Source organism: Bacillus sp. T3 (assembly GCF_033449965.1).
Taxonomy (GTDB): domain Bacteria; phylum Bacillota; class Bacilli; order Bacillales; family Cytobacillaceae; genus Bacillus_BU.
The window spans coordinates 1,468,952-1,487,000 of sequence record NZ_CP137761.1 but is presented as its reverse complement, the minus strand read 5'-3'; the positions used below and the strand labels follow the sequence as shown (position 1 = coordinate 1,487,000).

17 protein-coding genes are annotated in these 18,049 nt (G+C 40.7%); 2 read left to right on the top strand and 15 right to left on the bottom strand.

Annotated features, from left to right (window positions below; all coding sequences use genetic code 11):
• Positions 1 to 35: 35 nt before the first annotated feature.
• From RGF10_RS07645 to mce, 3 genes are all read right to left on the bottom strand, one after another.
• The gene (locus RGF10_RS07645) at positions 36 to 1,160 is read right to left on the bottom strand and encodes a M20/M25/M40 family metallo-hydrolase (RefSeq protein ID WP_318508489.1); all 1,125 of its coding nucleotides are present in this window, start codon (positions 1,158 to 1,160) and stop codon (positions 36 to 38) included.
• Positions 1,161 to 1,270: 110 nt separating this feature from the next.
• A complete protein-coding gene (locus tag RGF10_RS07640) occupies positions 1,271 to 2,854 on the bottom strand; it encodes an acyl-CoA carboxylase subunit beta (protein WP_318508488.1) in 1,584 nt (527 codons plus the stop codon).
• Positions 2,835 to 3,233 (bottom strand): methylmalonyl-CoA epimerase, encoded by a 399-nt coding sequence (mce, locus tag RGF10_RS07635; protein WP_318508487.1) that lies wholly within the window; start codon positions 3,231 to 3,233, stop codon positions 2,835 to 2,837. Before mce ends, RGF10_RS07640 begins: the two co-directional genes overlap by 20 nt.
• 152 nt (positions 3,234 to 3,385) lie before the next feature.
• Here mce and prli42 point away from each other — a divergent pair, with 152 nt between their 5' ends.
• Positions 3,386 to 3,481 carry a stressosome-associated protein Prli42 gene (gene prli42 / locus RGF10_RS07630; RefSeq protein WP_318508486.1) on the top strand — a complete coding sequence of 32 codons (96 nt, stop codon included), beginning with the start codon at positions 3,386 to 3,388 and terminating at the stop codon, positions 3,479 to 3,481.
• A gap of 47 nt (positions 3,482 to 3,528) precedes the next feature.
• Here prli42 and RGF10_RS07625 read toward each other — a convergent pair whose 3' ends face one another.
• From RGF10_RS07625 to RGF10_RS07600, 6 genes are all read right to left on the bottom strand, one after another.
• A complete protein-coding gene (locus RGF10_RS07625; RefSeq protein ID WP_318508485.1) occupies positions 3,529 to 4,041 on the bottom strand; it encodes a L,D-transpeptidase in 513 nt (170 codons plus the stop codon).
• Positions 4,042 to 4,064: 23 nt separating this feature from the next.
• On the bottom strand, positions 4,065 to 5,060 hold the full coding sequence (locus RGF10_RS07620; RefSeq protein WP_318508484.1) for an aromatic acid exporter family protein: 996 nt from the start codon (positions 5,058 to 5,060) through the stop codon (positions 4,065 to 4,067).
• 123 nt (positions 5,061 to 5,183) lie between these two features.
• Positions 5,184 to 5,621: a BrxA/BrxB family bacilliredoxin gene (locus RGF10_RS07615; protein WP_318508483.1), complete on the bottom strand. Its 438-nt coding sequence runs from the start codon at positions 5,619 to 5,621 to the stop codon at positions 5,184 to 5,186.
• A 125-nt stretch (positions 5,622 to 5,746) separates the two neighbouring features.
• Entirely contained in the window at positions 5,747 to 6,829 is a 1,083-nt protein-coding gene (gene meaB, locus RGF10_RS07610; protein WP_318508482.1) for a methylmalonyl Co-A mutase-associated GTPase MeaB, read from the bottom strand.
• A complete protein-coding gene (scpA, locus tag RGF10_RS07605; RefSeq protein WP_318508481.1) occupies positions 6,829 to 9,018 on the bottom strand; it encodes a methylmalonyl-CoA mutase in 2,190 nt (729 codons plus the stop codon). The genes meaB and scpA overlap by 1 nt, the downstream gene beginning before the upstream one ends.
• Positions 9,015 to 10,832, bottom strand: coding sequence for a methylmalonyl-CoA mutase subunit beta (locus RGF10_RS07600; RefSeq protein WP_318508480.1), 1,818 nt, complete (start codon positions 10,830 to 10,832; stop codon positions 9,015 to 9,017). The genes scpA and RGF10_RS07600 overlap by 4 nt, the downstream gene beginning before the upstream one ends.
• A 351-nt stretch (positions 10,833 to 11,183) precedes the next feature.
• Here RGF10_RS07600 and RGF10_RS07595 point away from each other — a divergent pair, with 351 nt between their 5' ends.
• A complete protein-coding gene (locus RGF10_RS07595; protein ID WP_318508479.1) occupies positions 11,184 to 11,336 on the top strand; it encodes a YpzG family protein in 153 nt (50 codons plus the stop codon).
• 390 nt (positions 11,337 to 11,726) lie between these two features.
• Here the strand turns inward: RGF10_RS07595 and RGF10_RS07590 are convergent, their stop codons facing one another.
• The 6 genes from RGF10_RS07590 to buk all read right to left on the bottom strand — a co-directional run bounded on the left by RGF10_RS07590 (position 11,727) and on the right by buk (position 17,946).
• Positions 11,727 to 13,097 (bottom strand): dihydrolipoamide acetyltransferase family protein, encoded by a 1,371-nt coding sequence (locus RGF10_RS07590; protein ID WP_318508478.1) that lies wholly within the window; start codon positions 13,095 to 13,097, stop codon positions 11,727 to 11,729.
• Positions 13,098 to 13,117: 20 nt separating this feature from the next.
• Complete coding sequence (locus RGF10_RS07585) at positions 13,118 to 13,288, bottom strand: hypothetical protein (protein WP_318508477.1); 171 nt, start codon at positions 13,286 to 13,288, stop codon at positions 13,118 to 13,120.
• Positions 13,289 to 13,303: 15 nt separating this feature from the next.
• Positions 13,304 to 14,287 carry an alpha-ketoacid dehydrogenase subunit beta gene (locus tag RGF10_RS07580; protein WP_318508476.1) on the bottom strand — a complete coding sequence of 328 codons (984 nt, stop codon included), beginning with the start codon at positions 14,285 to 14,287 and terminating at the stop codon, positions 13,304 to 13,306.
• A 13-nt stretch (positions 14,288 to 14,300) separates the two neighbouring features.
• Positions 14,301 to 15,296 carry a thiamine pyrophosphate-dependent dehydrogenase E1 component subunit alpha gene (locus tag RGF10_RS07575; RefSeq protein ID WP_318508475.1) on the bottom strand — a complete coding sequence of 332 codons (996 nt, stop codon included), beginning with the start codon at positions 15,294 to 15,296 and terminating at the stop codon, positions 14,301 to 14,303.
• A gap of 99 nt (positions 15,297 to 15,395) precedes the next feature.
• Positions 15,396 to 16,817, bottom strand: coding sequence for a dihydrolipoyl dehydrogenase (gene lpdA / locus RGF10_RS07570; protein ID WP_318508474.1), 1,422 nt, complete (start codon positions 16,815 to 16,817; stop codon positions 15,396 to 15,398).
• 13 nt (positions 16,818 to 16,830) lie between these two features.
• A complete protein-coding gene (buk, locus tag RGF10_RS07565; RefSeq protein ID WP_318508473.1) occupies positions 16,831 to 17,946 on the bottom strand; it encodes a butyrate kinase in 1,116 nt (371 codons plus the stop codon).
• Positions 17,947 to 18,049: the final 103 nt, after the last annotated feature.

Below are 18,049 nucleotides of genomic sequence, written 5' to 3'. Positions count from 1 at the left end.
AGAAGAGCGAAATTCGCTCTCCATCAAAGTGTTAATTAATTCGCAGAAACTTCTTCAATAATGGCGATGACCATCTCCGCTAATTTATATAGTTCCTCAACTGGCATTCTTTCGTTTGTTGTATGTATTTCCTCATATCCAACAGCAAGGTTGACGGTAGGAATACCAAAACCTGCAATCACGTTCGCATCACTGCCTCCACCACTGTGCAGTAATTCAGAGCTACGACCGATTTTTGCAGCAGCCTTACGTGCTATTTCAACTACATGGTCGCCACTTCCGAACTTAAAGCCAGGATACATAACATCAATTTCTACCTCTGCACTTCCGCCCATTGCTTTTGCAACGGATTCAAACGCTTCTTTCATGCTTTGCGCTTGTTTTTCCATTTTTTCCGGAATAAGTGAGCGAGCTTCTGCTAAAATATCACAACGGTCAGCCACGATATTCGTTTGCTTTCCACCCTCGAAGCGTCCAATATTCGCAGTTGTTTCATCATCAATTCGACCTAAACTCATTTTTGCAACAGCTTTAGCGGCAATCGTAATCGCAGATACACCCTTTTCTGGAGCTACACCTGCATGTGCTGTTTTGCCGTGAATCACAGCAGTAATTTTCGCTTGAGTTGGCGCGGCAACGATAATGTTTCCAACCTTGCCATCACTATCTAATGCATAGCCATATTTCGCATTTACTAGTTTCGGATCTAATGCTTTCGCACCATGTAAACCAGATTCTTCACCCACAGTAATGATAAACTGAATCGTGCCATGCGGGATGTTTTGCTCTTTAAGCATCCGTACAGTCTCAATCATTACAGCAAGACCCGTTTTATCATCAGCACCAAGAATCGTTGTTCCATCTGTGACAACATATCCATCTTTAATGCTTGGTTTAACCCCTTTTCCCGGAACAACTGTATCCATATGGGAAGTGAAGTAAATCGTATCGACTCCTTCCTTTGTTCCTTTCAAGGTACAAATTAGGTTTCCTGCACCATGTCCTGTGATGGCAGTTGTATCATCTTCGAAAACGTCTACACCCAATCCGGTAAACTTTTCTTTTAAAACCTTTGCAATTTCAGCTTCGTATTTTGTTTCAGAATCAATTTGAACGAGCTCTAAAAACTCGTTTAATAAGCGCTCTTGATTAATAGCCATATGTTAACCTCCAAAGTATAATCACTCCTAGTATACTCTTATCAATTTTAATCATCAAATAAACAAAATCCCAAACTGGAAGTCCGTTTGGGATTTTATAAGACGAATTATTACAATGGGATGTTTCCGTGTTTTTTCTTTGGTCTTTTTTCTTCTTTATTGCGAAGCATTTCAAGCGCTTGAATGAGCTTAATTCTTGTATCACGTGGATCAATAACATCATCCACCATACCACGGCTTGCTGCAACATATGGATTAGCAAACTTTTCACGATATTCTTCAATTTTTGCTGCACGAGTTGCTTCAGGATCTGCGCTGTTAGCAATTTCCTTCGCAAAAATAATGTTTGCAGCACCTTGTGATCCCATAACGGCAATTTCTGCATTTGGCCATGCAAATACTAAGTCTGCGCCGATTGATTTACTATTTAATGCAACATATGCACCACCGTAAGCTTTTCTCGTAATAACGGTAAGTTTAGGAACCGTTGCTTCAGAATATGCATAAAGGATTTTCGCCCCGTGACGGATGATACCGCCGTGCTCTTGTTTGATTCCAGGGAAGAATCCGGTTACATCTTCGAACGTAATAATCGGAACATTAAAAGAATCACACAAACGGATAAAGCGTGCAGCTTTATCAGATGAATCGATATCAAGGCCACCAGCCATGAATTTTGGTTGGTTACATACTAACCCAACTGGCTCACCTTTAATTCTAGCAAAACCAACTACTACGTTTTTCGCGAAGTCTTTGTGTATTTCCATAAAAGATCCGGAATCGACAACCTGTTCTATAACAACATGTACGTCATAAGACTTCGTCGCCGTGATAGGAACAACCTCCGCTAATTCTGGACGGTAATCATCCTCATCAGTCGCTTCTAAACGAGGAGGCATTTCGTTACAATTGTTTGGAAGATAGCTTAATACATCGCGAACCGCTTGAATAATTTCTTCTTCTGTTTCAGCACGATAGTGGCAGTTACCGCTAATCGTACTATGTACTTTCGCACCACCAAGGTTTTCAGACGAAATTTTTTCTCCGGTAACGGTTTCAATAACCTTCGGACCAGTGATAAACATTTGGCTTGTTTTTTCAACCATGAAGACAAAATCCGTAATGGCAGGTGAATACACCGCACCACCAGCACAAGGTCCTAAAATAACAGAAATTTGTGGAATTACCCCAGAATAAATAGAGTTACGGTAGAAAATTTGACCATAACCATCTAGAGAAACTACGCCTTCCTGAATTCGCGCACCGCCGGAATCATTTAAACCAATAAATGGCGCACCATTTTTCGCAGCCAAATCCATAACATTCGCAATTTTCATGGCATGCATTTCCCCTAATGCTCCACCAAAAACAGTAAAATCTTGAGAGAATAAGTAGATTGGACGGCCATTCACTTTACCATATCCAGTTACAACACCATCACCAGGCCCCTTAACATTTTCAAGACCAAAGTCACTGCTACGGTGTTCGATAAATGCGTTTAATTCTACAAATGTTCCTGGATCTACTAATAATTCGATTCTTTCTCTAGCGGTTAGCTTTCCCTTTTCATGTTGCTTCGCGATCCGGGCATCACCACCACCTAATTCGATTTCGCGTTTTAAATCATACAATTCATAAATTTTTTCAAACATATCAGGCGTCGTAACTGCCTCTTTACTTTTCACAGAACTCATATAATACCCCTCCAGTTGATTTTGGATGCATAAATGCAACTTTTGTACCGTGTGCCCCAGGCCTTGGTTCATCATCAATCATTTTTATACCCTTTTCTTTCATTTCCTCAATTCGCTCTTTGATTGACCCCACACCAAGAGCAACGTGATGGATTCCTTCCCCCCGCTTTTCAATAAATTTAGCTATTGGGCTGTCAGCAGATGTCGGTTCTAGTAGCTCTATTTTTGTCTCCCCAACTTGTATAAAGGCTACCTTAACTTTTTGGCTTGCAACTTCTTCAATGCTTTCTAAAGGCAACCGAAGAACATCAGTATAAAATGACAAGCTTTCCTCTAATGATCTGACTGCGATCCCAATGTGATCGACTTTTTTCACCATTTTCTCCCACCATACCTTCTTCAGAATAGTATAATAATTATAATATTCTACAAAATTTTCAGAATTCCTTCATAAAATTTTCAGTTGTTGAAAATTGTTTTTTTTATTAAAATGGAAGGGCTAGAATAGTTACGTTTAAGGAGGATCCAATTATGCAAAATAAAAAAACTAGAAAATTCATAGTCATGCTTATGCTCTTTGCGATGCTTGCTTCTACCCTCCTATTAGGAATTTCACAATTTCTATAAAAACGATTAAAAAGGCTGATCCCTTTATATTAGGAATCAGCCTTTTTTTATTGAATCGCACCATATTCAATTGCTAATTGTCGAAAAGTTTTTGTTGAGGACACAATACAAATTTTTGACCCAAGTGGAATCATGTCATAAACGAATTCAATCGTTTCTTTTTTCATGCGTATGCAGCCTTGTGAAACATATTTACCAATCGATTCCGGCTGATTCGTTCCATGTAAACCATATATCCGCCCATCAGTTCCTACCGCATCAAAGCCAATCCATCTTGTTCCTAACGGATTATTAGGATCCCCACCATTAATATTTTTCCTGCGATAGTAGGGGTTAACCGCTTTAACGGTTACGGTAAAAAGTCCCTCAGGCGTAAGTTCACTCGTCATGCCTGTTGCTACATCATCAATGATTCTGATGCGATTATCGTCTATAAATGCAACTTGATTACTGTGTTTATTCACAATTAGAAAGGGATCACCCGGCATTGGGTTCGGTCCCAATGGCCATATTGGAGAAAGGGAAAAAGAGAGAATAAAAGCTGATAGGAAAGATAACATCGTAACACCATCTTTGTTTTTTCTTAGTTTGTATCAGCAGCCTTCTTTCGATTCTCCCTTTTATTAGTAGGAAGTCCTTTAAATGTACTTTTAATAATTAAATATCGCTCCATCTCATTGGTGAAATGCAATAATGCAGCTCTTGCTTCAAACTCCTCTCGGGTCTTTGGCATATCCATGTTTTCAAATTCCTGTTTCATACTCATTAATTTCTCTAAATACACATATGCACGGTTACCTGGGTTAATCCCTTCAGCCAATTCCTCGATAAAATGAGCAATGATCTCACGCTGCATAACCATTGGTTGAATGGTGGTAATGGTAGGCAATACACGCTCAATAATTTCAAATTGCTTTTCCCTTATCCTAAAATAATGATAGTAAATATTTTCCTGTTTTAGCAATTGGTTTTCGACAACACGAAACGCTAAAATTTTTGCGTCGTCGATCAATTTCGCAACCTCAGTCAATTCCTTTCCATCCCAATCCAGCTCGTTTGTCCGTAAATAACGAGCAATTTCCATAAAAATTTTTCTAAATCGAATTTCGATTTGCTGTTGGTACACATCCAATTTTGGTTCCACACTTGGCATATATAGATTCATGATTAATGCGACACCAATCCCAATAATAATAAGTCCTAATTCATTTGTAATAATTGCCAATGAAACATTACCAGCTGCGAAGATGTGAAGGAGAATAACTGAGCTTGAGACAATTCCTTCCTGTGCTTTTAAACTTACAACAACAGGAATAAAGAAAATAAGAAGTAAACCGATTACGAGTGGATGGTAGGCAATTCCCTCGAAAAAAATAGTGGCAAACAACATGGCTAGTAAGCAGGCTAAAAATCGATTCCAGGACGCACGTAATGATTTTTTTCTCGTCACTTGAATACATAAAATCGTTAAAATTCCTGCAGAAACATAGCTTTCAAGACCAATGCTTTGAGCGAGCATAATTGAAAGTGCCGTTCCTATCGCCGTTTTTAAGGTTCGATAACCAATTTTAAATTTCATACTTTTCTCCGTAACAATGATTTTTTTATTAATGCTCTATAAAACTACCCTTTTTCCTAATTTTATCAAAATTCAATCTTAATTTCAGTCCATAGACAGAAAAAAAGATGGGAGATCCCATCTTTATACTTCCTCGCAATATTGTTCAAACACACTTTGAAGTTTTTGAACCACTTCTGTTGGTGCAAAGCCTTCAATATCATGTCGCTCAACCATCGTGCAAATTTTGCCATCCTTTAACAAAGCAAATGAAGGGGACGAAGGTGGAAACCCAGTAAAATAGCTTCGAGCCTTTTCTGTTGCTTCCTTATCTTGACCTGCGAAAACAGTAACTAAATGATCCGGGCGTTTATCATAATGCAGGGCATGCGCTGCTGCAGGACGGGCAACGCCACCAGCACAACCGCATACAGAATTAATCATAACAAGTGTTGTTCCTTTTTGTGCTAATGCTTCCTCAACTTCAGCAGAGGATGTCAATTCCTTATAACCAGCAGCTGTAATTTCTTGCCGTGCTTGGCGAACAACATCATTCATGAAAAGGTTAAAATCGATATTCATCGTATCGCTCCTTGAATTGTAATTAGTAAGTTAACAACTATACTTATATGATACCAATACAATCGATATGATTCAAACAATCGACTTCACAAAAAGCGCGATTCCTGTTGGAACCGCGCTTTTGCTTAGCCTAAATAGGCCTTGAATAAGCTTTCAACTGCCGAAGTTACAGTTCGATCACCCGTAATGACTTCATTTTCAAGCTTTGGTAGTAAAAATTTCACGTCCGGATGATGGAAAAAGCTAGCTTGGAGCTGGTCTACAATCATCGAATACATCCATTCTTTCGTTTGAACACGGCGTCTCGCTTCAAAAACACCCGTTTGCTTCGTTTTTTGCTCAAAATCATTAATGATTTTCCAAACTCCATCGATTCCCTCATAATACAAAGCAGAACAAGTAGTGACTTGAGTTGGCCACCCTTTTGTATACGGCTGAAGGAAATGGACAATTCGCTTGTATTCTTCACGTGTTTTTTCGGCTAATGGTTTATTTTCACCATCTGCCTTATTGACAACGATCGCATCCGCAAGCTCCATAATTCCCTTTTTCATTCCTTGTAACTCATCACCTGCGCCTGTTAAAACAACAAGCATGAAAAAGTCAACCATGTTGCGAACAACCACTTCACTTTGACCAACCCCGACCGTTTCGATCAAGATCACATCAAAGCCTGCTGCTTCACAAATTAGCATCGTTTCCCGTGTTTTCCGATGCACCCCGCCAAGCTTTCCTTCAGACGGAGAAGGGCGGATAAATGCACGTGGGTTATTGGCTAATTCACCCATTCTCGTTTTATCCCCGAGAATACTCCCACCGCTAATGCTTGAGCTTGGGTCAACAGCCAATACTGCAACACGAAATCCTTGTTCACACAAGTACGTACCAAACGCCTCAATAAAGGTACTTTTTCCAGCCCCAGGAACACCGGTAATACCGATACGGATAGACTTACCTGACTCTGGCAGGAGCTTTTGCAAAAGCTCCTGTCCTTTTTGAAAATGGTGTTCGGCATTACTTTCTATCAGGGTAATGGCTCGGGCGAGCAGCCCTCGATCCCCACTCTTAACTCCTTTTGCCAGATCATCAACACTTAAATCTTGACCAGCTGACTTTTTCTTGAACCTTTTTTTGGGAGGAATGGAACTAGACTGTATCCCCTCCGCAAATGAAGGCTCTTGCCTATCCGAATTTTTATTCTCGTTCATTATCGAACCACTTCCTCGTATCCCAAACGCTGATAGATTGTTTCGATTACCTTTTGAGCTGCAACAGGAATGACGGTTCCAGGACCAAAGATAGCAGCAGCACCATGCTCATATAAATAATCATAGTCCTGAGCTGGAATAACCCCGCCAATCACGACAAGAATATCTTCACGGCCAAGCTTCTTTAATTCCTCAACAAGTGCTGGTAACAATGTCTTATGACCAGCAGCAAGTGAACTAAAACCAACAACATGAACGTCGTTCTCAACCGCTTGGCGTGCTGTTTCCTCTGGTGTTTGGAATAAAGGACCGATATCAACATCATAGCCTAAATCCGCAAAAGCAGTAGAAATAACTTTAGCTCCTCGGTCATGTCCATCCTGACCAAGCTTTGCAACTAGGATACGCGGTCTTCTTCCTTCGTTTTCAAGGAATTCTTCACACATTTGTTTAACCGTAGCAATCTCTTCCTCATTTGAGAAGGCGGTGCTGTAAACTCCGCTTATTGAGCGAATAACAGCTTTATGACGACCAGACACCACTTCAATTGCATCGGAGATTTCTCCAAGTGAAGCACGAGCTCGTGCTGCTTTTACTGCAAGATCTAAAAGATTTCCTTCTCCTGCTTCTGCCGCACGTGTAAGAGCTGCAAGTGCATCTTTAACAGCTTTTTCATCACGAGTTGATCTTAATTGCTCTAATCTTTCGATTTGAGATTTTCTAACTGCTGTATTATCAACTTCTAAAATGTCGATTGCTTCTTCTTTTTCAAGGCGATATTTGTTCACACCAATGATGGTTTCTTCACCAGAGTCAATTTTCGCTTGTCTACGAGCAGCAGCTTCTTCGATTCTCATTTTTGGAAGCCCAGTTTCAATCGCCTTGGCCATACCACCAAGATTTTCGATTTCTTCGATATGCATCCATGCACGCTCTACTAATTGATTGGTAAGTGCCTCTACATAGTAAGAACCACCCCATGGATCAATAACATTCGTTACACCTGCTTCTTCTTGTAGGAAGAGCTGAGTATTACGAGCAATCCTTGCAGAGAAATCAGTTGGAAGGGCAATCGCTTCATCCAATGCATTGGTGTGAAGAGATTGCGTATGACCCATCGTTGCAGCATGTGCTTCAATTAGCGTACGTGTAACGTTATTAAATGGGTCTTGTTCCGTTAAACTCCAGCCTGAAGTCTGTGAGTGTGTACGCAAAGCCAGTGATTTTTCATTTTCTGGCAAGAATGTTTTAATCATTTTTGCCCAAATAATCCGGGCAGCACGCATTTTTGCCACTTCCATGAAATAGTTCATCCCGATTGCCCAGAAGAACGAAAGTCTCGGAGCAAACTTATCGATAGGGATACCAGCTTTTAAGCCTGTTCTTACGTATTCAAGTCCATCTGCTAATGTATAGGCAAGCTCGATATCTGCAGGTGCTCCTGCTTCTTGCATATGGTAGCCTGAGATACTAATGCTATTGAATTTAGGCATATACTTGGACGTATATTCAAAAATGTCAGCGATGATTTTCATTGACATTTCTGGAGGGTAAATATATGTGTTACGAACCATGTATTCCTTTAAAATATCATTTTGAATGGTACCAGAAAGCTTTTCCTGGCTTACTCCCTGCTCTTCTGCCGTTACGATATAAAATGCCAAAACCGGTAATACTGCACCGTTCATCGTCATCGATACTGACATTTGATCAAGTGGAATCCCATCAAATAATATTTTCATATCAAGAATAGAGTCGATAGCAACTCCAGCTTTCCCTACATCCCCAACAACACGAGGGTGGTCGGAATCATAGCCACGGTGCGTTGCAAGGTCAAATGCTACGGATAAACCTTTTTGACCCATTGCGAGGTTTCGACGATAGAATGCATTACTTTCTTCAGCTGTTGAGAAGCCTGCATATTGACGAACTGTCCATGGACGGTTCACGTACATAGTTGGATAAGGTCCACGTGTATACGGAGCAATCCCTGGCTTATCGTCAAGATGTGTCATGCCTGCAAGATCATCATTCGTATAAAGAGGTTTGACTTTAATGTATTCGTTCGTTTCGAATAGAAGGTCATCAATCGATTTAGAAACTTCTTCTTCCGCTTTCGCCTGCCATTCTTGCTTCGTTACTTCTTGGTCCTTTAAAATTTCTATTTTCTTAAAATCTGGTTTACTCATTTTGATTCCACCTCCATTTCATCTAAAAGCTGTGCTAGTGTTTGGTAGCAATTGCTTTTTACCGTAATAAACTCAGAAATACCCGCTTCACGCCATTCTGATTCATTTTCAGGAGCACCAGCAATATAGAGTGTTAAACTCGGGTACTGAGCTTTGATTTTCGAAACAAATTCTGAACCTAATTCGTTGTATTGATCATTGCTTCCGCAAACACAATAATGACTTAATGAATTGCTTTCAACAAAAGCCATGGCAGACTCAATTGAGTTAACACCTTCACTTTTTACTGTTTTAATTCCACCAGGTGCAACGAAACCAGTAATAAAGTCAGCACGGGCTTTATGTTGTTTTAATTCACCAAGACAAATTAAGCCAACACAAGCTTCCGCTTTTAATGCTTCTGCACGGCCACGTAAGCTTTCATACGGCTGTGCTAATCGTTCTTGTGTAATGGTTTGAATGGAACCTTCTCCTGTCACTTCGTCCGTTTTTGAAACTTGAAGTGGTTGGTCTTGAAGGTTCGCATAAATATTTGTTCCAATAATACTTTGTTTACGAGTGAAAATATCTTTTTGACGCTTTTCTTTCACTGCTAAAATTTGTTCCTGGAGCCAGTTCGAACATAAAGTTGAAACTAGGCCACCTTTTTCGTCTATTTCCAAAAATAACGCCCATGCTTTTTCAGCAAGTTCATTTGTTAATGATTCGATATACCAAGATCCGCCAGCTGGGTCAACAACATTTTTCAAATGTGCTTCTTCTTTTAAAATAAGCTGAGTATTACGTGCAATTCGATCAGAGAACGCCGTAACATGACCTTCTGGTTCATTGAATGGGCTTACATGCAGGAATTGGATTCCTCCAAGAATGGCAGCAAATGCCTCATTCCCTGCTCTTAATAAGTTAACATACGGATCATATTTTGTTTTCGTGAACTGCGAAGTTTCAGCAGAAATCACCAATTTTCGCAAACTAGGCACAACTTGATAAGCTTCTGTTAACTTGCTCCATAGAAGTCTTGCTGCACGTAATTTGGACATTTCCATAAAGAAGTTGGAACCGATTGCAAATTTAAATACCATTTTTTCAAGAACTGTTTCCAAACTTATTCCACGTTCAGTCAATCTTTGAATATGTTCAACGCCTGTTGCTAAGCTAATTGCTAATTCTTGAATAGCATTCGCTCCACCATTGTGATAAGGTGTAGTGTCCACAAGAATCGTTTTTACATTTGGTAGCTTTTCGGCATGATAACCAATTGTTTTAGCCCATTGATCATAGGCAGCATCCATTTCAACACCAGTTTCAACAGCGGTAGCAACCGGGTCAAACCCAATATAGCCAGTTACTTCTGCTGACTTTCCGTTTTCCTCTGCCAATTGCTGCACAAGGGTCAAAAGGTCTGCTTGATATTGCTTTGCGTTTACACTAAATGGATGTGATGCAAAAACATCAGCTAAGATAGATGGAATTTCAACTAATACCTTTTCGGATAATTCAAAAGAAATAGCTGTTTGCCCTTTTTGAAATGAAGTCACGAGTAGTTCTTTCATTTCCTCGACATTTTCTGCAGGGATTGTTTGTGCAACCTTCCAGTCATTTGTCGCATAACCTAATGGATTGATACCACGGCGGTAATCTTCAAATCCTGGTATTTCTGATACGATTTTGCTTTCAACATCTTCTTTTGTATAAAGCGGTTTTAACCTAATCTCTTCGTATGTATTCTTAGATAGTGTATCGACAGGCTTTCCTTTTAAGGTTTCTTCGGCTTTTTGTTTCCAGCTTTCCGTTGTTGCCAGGTGGAAAAACAACGCTTAACATTTCATTCATACTCATAAGCCGGCTGTCTCAAGGACAACCTCCCCTCCCTCCAATTAATTACTTGTTACGAAATAGTATTAAAATTCTAATTATTCGGGCATCCCTTATTATTTTAGTATATCCTGACAAAACTGGCAATGTGAGAATCTCAGAAAGAGATAATTTTATTTATACTTGTAAAATAATTGGTAGAGTTTAAATATCGATACTATAGATATAACTGGGAATTTTCACCGAAAAGTATTCCAATGAATACTTTTGATTTTTTTTACAAATTCTAAAATTGATATTCGTTTTTGAATATCATCAATGTACAAGTATCCTACCTACGAGGTGATAGTATGAGTTACAAAGATCATTTGGATCCGCACTCTAAGCTTTTTCACCACACATGGACCCGGCCAAAACATTTGAATTCTCAAGTAAACGGACAAACGAAGCGAACTCAAAGCACGATTATTGCGAGAAGTAATGCGAAAGCCCACCATTGGTAAGGATTACTTTCATGGTACATTTTGGAAGGCTGACTTTTCTATCGGAAAAGTCAGCCTCTTTTTATAAGAAGGCTGTGTTAAATTTGTCTGTTGATTTCCGCTACAGGTGCTCCCTTTCCGCGGGGCGGGCAGTGAGCCTCCTCGGCGCGACTTGCGCCTGTGGGGTCTCACCTGTCCCGCTGCTCCCGCAGGAGTCTCGCACCTTCCGCTCCAATCAACAGAGTGCTCAAAAATCAACACCGTTCTTTAACATAGCCTATAAGAAAATCGCAAGTGGTTAACTTATGACCCCGAGCCCCTAGCCGCTGGAGCTAGTCACCCATCAAAATTATATACTTTCTTTACTTAGAACAGTAAAAGACCGTTACGCCTTTGCGCAACGGTTATATTTTAATAAATTGAAGTATTATCTTTTGAAATGTTTTCAAGTGTTTCTTTTAAATGCTGCAGGAATCGTCCACAAACGAGGCCGTCTAAAACACGATGGTCAAGCGATAGGCAAAGATTAACCATATCCCGAATCGCAATCATGTTATCGTTTAAAATTACAGGTCGCTTCACAATCGATTCCACTTGCAGAATCGCTGCTTGTGGATAGTTAATGATTCCCATCGACTGAATCGAACCGAAGGAGCCTGTATTGTTAACGGTAAACGTTCCACCACTCATATCCTCTGACGTTAATTTTCCAGAACGGGTTTTCGCTGCATATTCGGAAATTTCACGAGCAATACCTTTGATTGTTTTTTCGTCTGCATTTTTAATGACAGGAACAAATAATGAAGTATCCGTTGCCACTGCAATCGACAAATTGATATCTTTCTTCTGAATGATTTTATCGCCAGCCCATGTCGAATTAATTTGCGGATAAGCTTTTAATGCCTGGGCAACAGCCTTAACAAAAAAGGCAAAGAAAGTAAGATTATAGCCTTCCTTTTGTTTGAATTCGTTTTTGATGGCGTTACGGTATTGTACTAGGTTGGTGACATCTACTTCAATCATCATCCATGCATGTGGTACTTCCTGCTTACTTCGTACCATATTGGCCGCAATTGCTTTGCGAACACCTGTTACAGGAATTTCAATATCTCCCGTAGCGTTACTAATTGGTGAGGACGCAACTGGTTGTTTGGTAGATACAGGTTTTTGTGTAAGAAGTTCAGGCTGCGCAGGACGTTCAATCTCGTTTATGTTTACCGAAGGAACCCCCTCTGCAGTATGAATACCTGGTGCTGGAATTGTCCCTTCTTCAATTAGCTTTAATAAATCTTTTCGCGTGATTCGACCTTCTGCTCCAGTTCCTTGAACTTGCGTAAGGTCAATTCCATGCTCTTGTGAAAGCTTCAAAACAGCCGGTGAAAAGCGGACCTTCCCCTCTGCTTTGACTACTTTTGCAGCAGGAGCCGCTACTGATTGAGTATTAGACGGAGTTGCTGCTAATCGTGCTGCAATATTTTTGGCAGCGGAAACGACAGGGTCAACTTTCGGTTCATGATGAACAACAGGTGCAGAAGCTTCACCCCCTACTTCGATTGTACAAATAATTTCACCGACTGCAAGCGTATCACCTTCCTCAGCAATTAACTCCTTAATAACACCTGCAAACGAGGATGGAATTTCTGCATTCACTTTATCCGTCATCACTTCAGCTAATGGGTCATATTTATTTACGGTATCGCCAACTGATACTAGCCAGCGACTAATCGTGCCTTCCGTTACACTTTCTCCAAGCTGAGGCATTTTTATTTGTTCTATTGTCAAGGATTAACCCTCCTTTACCTTTAACCGAGTTGGTTTTCTTGCCGGTTTTGTAAATTTACTTGCCGGTTTCGCATTTTACTTGCCCGTTCAACGAATTTACTTGCCAGATTCGGTATTTTACTTGCCCGCTCAACGAATTTACTTGCCGGCTCAACGAATTTACTTGCCAGCTTAACAAATTTACTCTCCATAATGCTTGCTCTATTTTAAAACTCCGCTAGTTCCCGCATTGCCGCTTCAACCTTATCCGGGTTAACCATGAAGAATTTTTCCATTGTCGGGGCATATGGCATAGCCGGAACATCTGGACCAGCCAAACGCTTAATTGGCGCATCTAAATCAAATAAGCAATGCTCAGCGATGATCGCTGCCACCTCACTAATAATGCTGCCTTCCTTATTATCTTCTGTAACAAGCAAGACCTTCCCTGTTTTAGATGCTGCTTCAATAATCGCTTCTTTGTCTAATGGGTAAACGGTCCTTAGATCCAAAATATGAGCTGATATTCCATCGGATGCAAGTCGTTCAGCAGCCTGTAATGCAAAGTGAACGCATAATCCATAGGTAATAACGGTAATATCCTCTCCCTCGCGCTTCACATCAGCTTTTCCGATTGGCAATGTGTAGTCATCCATCGGAACTTCTCCTTTAATCATCCGATAAGCTCGTTTGTGCTCAAAGAAAAGGACAGGATCATCATCACGAATAGCCGCTTTAAGCAAACCCTTCACATCATATGGTGTAGACGGCATGACAATTTTCAAACCAGGCTGATTAGCAAATACCGCTTCGACAGATTGGGAATGGTAGAGTGCACCATGAATTCCACCACCATAAGGAGCTCGAATCACGATTGGACAATTCCAATCATTATTGGAACGATAACGGATTTTGGCTGCTTCCGAAATAATTTGATTCACAGCAGGCATGATAAAATCAGCAAATTGCATTTCCGCAATTGGACGCATCCCGTACATTGCTGCACCAATTCCCACTCCCGCAATCGCTGATTCTGCAAGCGGAGTATCAATGACCCGTTCTTCACCGAACTTCTCATATAGCCCTTGCGTTGCCTTGAATACTCCTCCCTTTAAGCCAACATCCTCACCGAGAACAAAAACCTTTGAATCACGTTCCATCTCTTCTCGAATAGCCATAGTGACCGCATCAATATAAGAAATGACTGCCATTTATCGCTCCCCCTTACTCATTACCATATACATATTTCATAGCGTGCTCCGGTTCAGCATAAGGCGCAGACTCAGCATATTCTGTTGCCTCATTAACCAAAGTCATAATCTGTTGATTGATTTGGGTTTCAAGCTCGTCAGTTAGGATTCCGGTTCCTTTTAAATACGCACTAAAAGTAAGGATTGGATCCTTTGTTTTTGCTTCGGCCACTTCATCCTGAGTACGATAGGTCCGATCGTCGTCATCTGAAGAATGTGGTGTTAGGCGATAGGAGATCGCTTCGATCAAGGTCGGTCCTTCACCACGGCGGCCACGATCAGCAGCTTCTTTCACTACTCGATACACTTCTAGTGGATCATTCCCATCAACTGTAACCCCAGGCATACCATAACCGATTGCTCGATCGGATACCTTTTCACAGCCAAGTTGTTTTGATAATGGGACTGAGATGGCATATTTATTATTTTCACACATAAAAATAACAGGCAGTTTATGCACACCTGCAAAGTTTGCCCCTTCATGGAAATCACCTTGATTGGAGGAGCCCTCTCCAAAGGTAACGAAGGTGACCAGATCCTTCTTCTCCATTTTTCCAGCTAAAGCAACTCCTACTGCATGTGGGACTTGAGTAGTAACAGGAGAAGAACCTGTTACTATCCTGTTTTTCTTTTGTCCAAAATGTCCAGGCATTTGCCGACCACCGGAATTCGGATCCTCTAACTTTGCAAAACCAGATAGCATAATTTCTGTAGCTGTCATCCCGAACGTTAAGACTACACCTAAATCACGATAGTAAGGTAGTATATAATCCTTCTCTCTATCTAGAGCAAAAGCAGCACCAACCTGTGCCGCTTCCTGCCCTTGGCAAGAGATGACAAATGGGATTTTCCCAGCACGATTTAATAGCCACATCCGCTCATCGATGCGTCGGGCTAGCAGCATCGTTTTGTACATTTCCAAAACTTGAGCATTACTCAGTCCTAACTCTTTATGGCGATTTTCTACCATTTTCAACCCTCCAAAAATCGATAATATGAGAGGCTTTTGATACCCTCGCTTCACGACTCATGTCTATATTTTCTTACTTAATCTTGTCTCTGTAACTGACTAGGAATGAAGAGAATTTCCATCGACCGCTAATGCCGCTTCTGCCATTGCTTCAGAAAGGCTTGGGTGCGGGTGAATCGTTTTCGAGATTTCCCAAGGTGTTGCATCTAATACCATTGCAAGTCCAGCTTCAGATATTAATTCCGTAACGTGAGGTCCAATCATATGAATTCCTAAAATATCATTTGTAAGTTTATCAGCAACAATTTTAATGAAACCATCATATTCCCCAAAAACGAGCGCTTTACCAATTGCCCGAAAAGAGAATTTTCCAACCTTTACGTCGTATCCTTGTTTTCTTGCTTCTGATTCTGTTATCCCAACACTTGCAACCTCCGGCTTACTATAAATACATTTAGCAACAAGCTTGTAATCTAATGGGTCTGGATTTTCGGCTGCGATGTGCTCAACGGCAATGATTCCTTCATGTGATGCAACATGGGCAAGCTGAAGTCCGCCAATTACATCACCGATTGCATAAATATGTGATTCCTTCGTTTGATAAAATTGATTGGTAGCAATCGTACCATTTTCAATTTGAATATCGGTATTTTCTAGACCAATCCCTTCGACATTTGCTTGTCTGCCAACAGAAACAAGGAGCTTCTCAGCAGTAAAGGTCTTAATTTGATCATTTACTTCCGCAGAAATCGTAACTCCTTCGTTCTTTTGCAAGGTTTCTGGAAGTACTTTGGCCTTTGTAATCAGTTTGATGCCTTTTTTCTTCAGCAGGCGCTGCATTTCCTTGGAAATTTCCAAATCTTCTGTTGGGATAATCGTATCTGCATACTCGATAACCGTTACCTCGACACCAAAATCAGAAAGCATAGATGCCCATTCAATTCCAATTACCCCACCGCCAACAATGATCATCGATTGCGGCAAATGTGCTAGTCCTAATGCTTCGTCAGAGGATAGCACAAACGTTCCATCAATTTGAAGTCCCGGTAGGGTTCGAGGCCGTGACCCTGTTGCAATCAATACATTTTTAGGGATCAGCATCTCATTTTCGCTACCATTATTCATTTCTACTGAAACCGTTCCGGGCATTGGTGAGAAAATCGATGGACCTAAGATTCGACCTGTCCCCTCATACACATCGATTTTCCCTTGTTTCATTAATTGTTGGACGCCTTTGAATAATCGCTCAACAATCGAATTTTTTCTATGTTGTACCCTTGAAAAATCTAATCTAATATCGTTTGCCGTTATCCCATACTCTTCGCTCTGTTTCATTGTTGCGAAAACTTCAGCACTCCGTAGCAGAGCCTTGCTTGGGATACAGCCTAAGTGGAGGCAGGTTCCACCAAGTTTCGCTTTTTCAACAATGGCTGTTTTTAATCCAAGTTGAGAGGCACGAATAGCAGCAACATATCCGCCAGTCCCTCCACCAAGGATCACCAAATCATATTCTTGAGCCAAAATTCTTCCTCCTCTATTGGAACTGAACGTTATCTATTCTTTCTTGAGGATACTTCTTCGCTTCTTCTTCCCCACGCAAAATGCGTAATGCACCTTCTGCAAGGGATTGAAGTTCATTTTCTCCTGGTTCAACCATCACATCTGCAATCCAATTAATTCGTTCCATTATTTCGGCAACAAGGATGTTCCCATAGGCTAAACCGCCAGTTAGGATAATACCATCGACCTTTCCTGACAATGCCACACTTGCCGCTCCAATTTCCTTCGCGACTTGGTAGGCCATCGCAGAGTAAATGATTTTAGCTTGTTCATTACCATTCATAATCATTTTTTCAACTTTTAATGCATCATTCGTTCCTAAATATCCTGTTAAACCACTTTCGTTCACAATTTTATTCATTAGTTCATTGTATTGGAATTGACCAGAATAACATAACGCTACTAAATCACCAATGGGAATCGTCCCTGCACGCTCCGGACTAAATGGTCCATCACCATGAAGACCATTGTTTACATCAACAACGCGGCCCTTTTTGTGTGCTCCTACCGTAATCCCACTACCTAAATGAGCAACAATAAGGTTTAAGTCCTCATATTTTCTATTTAAGCTTTTAGCAATCCTTCGGGCGACGGCTTTTTGATTCAAAGCATGAAAGATGCTTTTTCGTTGGATGAAGGGTAGGCCTGAAATTCGCGAGATCGGCTCCAACTCATCAACTACAACAGGATCGACAATGAACGATGGAATATTAAGACCTGATGCAATTTCATATGCAAGGATTCCACCAAGATTCGAAGCGTGCTGCCCAGCATAGCCATTTTTCAAATCGTCAAGCATCGCTGCATTAACATGATAGGTTCCGCCTTCAATCGGTCGAAGCAAACCGCCACGTCCACATACACCATCTAGCTTCGAAAGATTGATTCCCTCATAATCTAAAGTTTCAAGGATCGTCTGTTTTCGGAATTCATACTGATGATTAAAGACAGATCCAAAGGATTGAATAAAATCTGAATGATGTTGGATCGATTTTTCAAACAAAGGGATTTCATTATCGAAAACGCCAATTTTGGTTGAAGTATAGCCCGGATTGATTACCAGAATTCGATATTCTTTCTCGTGTTTCATAAGTTCCTCCTTGAAAAGAAATTCCTTTGTTTAACTGTGTGAATAAAATCGCTGCCCAAAATCATTCATCATCGTTCTATTCTTTTATTTGCAATAATTATGC

Coding starts and splice junctions, on each gene's coding strand:
- prli42 (WP_318508486.1), top strand. CDS start 3,386: ATGCAAAATAAAAAAACTAGAAAATTCATAGTCATGCTTATGCTCTTT.
- RGF10_RS07575 (WP_318508475.1), bottom strand. CDS start 15,296: ATGGTAGAAAATCGCCATAAAGAGTTAGGACTGAGTAATGCTCAAGTT.
- buk (WP_318508473.1), bottom strand. CDS start 17,946: ATGAAACACGAGAAAGAATATCGAATTCTGGTAATCAATCCGGGCTAT.
- scpA (WP_318508481.1), bottom strand. CDS start 9,018: ATGAGTAAACCAGATTTTAAGAAAATAGAAATTTTAAAGGACCAAGAA.
- RGF10_RS07645 (WP_318508489.1), bottom strand. CDS start 1,160: ATGGCTATTAATCAAGAGCGCTTATTAAACGAGTTTTTAGAGCTCGTT.
- RGF10_RS07595 (WP_318508479.1), top strand. CDS start 11,184: ATGAGTTACAAAGATCATTTGGATCCGCACTCTAAGCTTTTTCACCAC.
- RGF10_RS07615 (WP_318508483.1), bottom strand. CDS start 5,621: ATGAATATCGATTTTAACCTTTTCATGAATGATGTTGTTCGCCAAGCA.
- meaB (WP_318508482.1), bottom strand. CDS start 6,829: ATGAACGAGAATAAAAATTCGGATAGGCAAGAGCCTTCATTTGCGGAG.
- mce (WP_318508487.1), bottom strand. CDS start 3,233: ATGGTGAAAAAAGTCGATCACATTGGGATCGCAGTCAGATCATTAGAG.
- RGF10_RS07625 (WP_318508485.1), bottom strand. CDS start 4,041: ATGTTATCTTTCCTATCAGCTTTTATTCTCTCTTTTTCCCTTTCTCCA.
- RGF10_RS07640 (WP_318508488.1), bottom strand. CDS start 2,854: ATGAGTTCTGTGAAAAGTAAAGAGGCAGTTACGACGCCTGATATGTTT.
- RGF10_RS07620 (WP_318508484.1), bottom strand. CDS start 5,060: ATGAAATTTAAAATTGGTTATCGAACCTTAAAAACGGCGATAGGAACG.
- RGF10_RS07580 (WP_318508476.1), bottom strand. CDS start 14,287: ATGGCAGTCATTTCTTATATTGATGCGGTCACTATGGCTATTCGAGAA.
- RGF10_RS07585 (WP_318508477.1), bottom strand. CDS start 13,288: ATGGAGAGTAAATTTGTTAAGCTGGCAAGTAAATTCGTTGAGCCGGCA.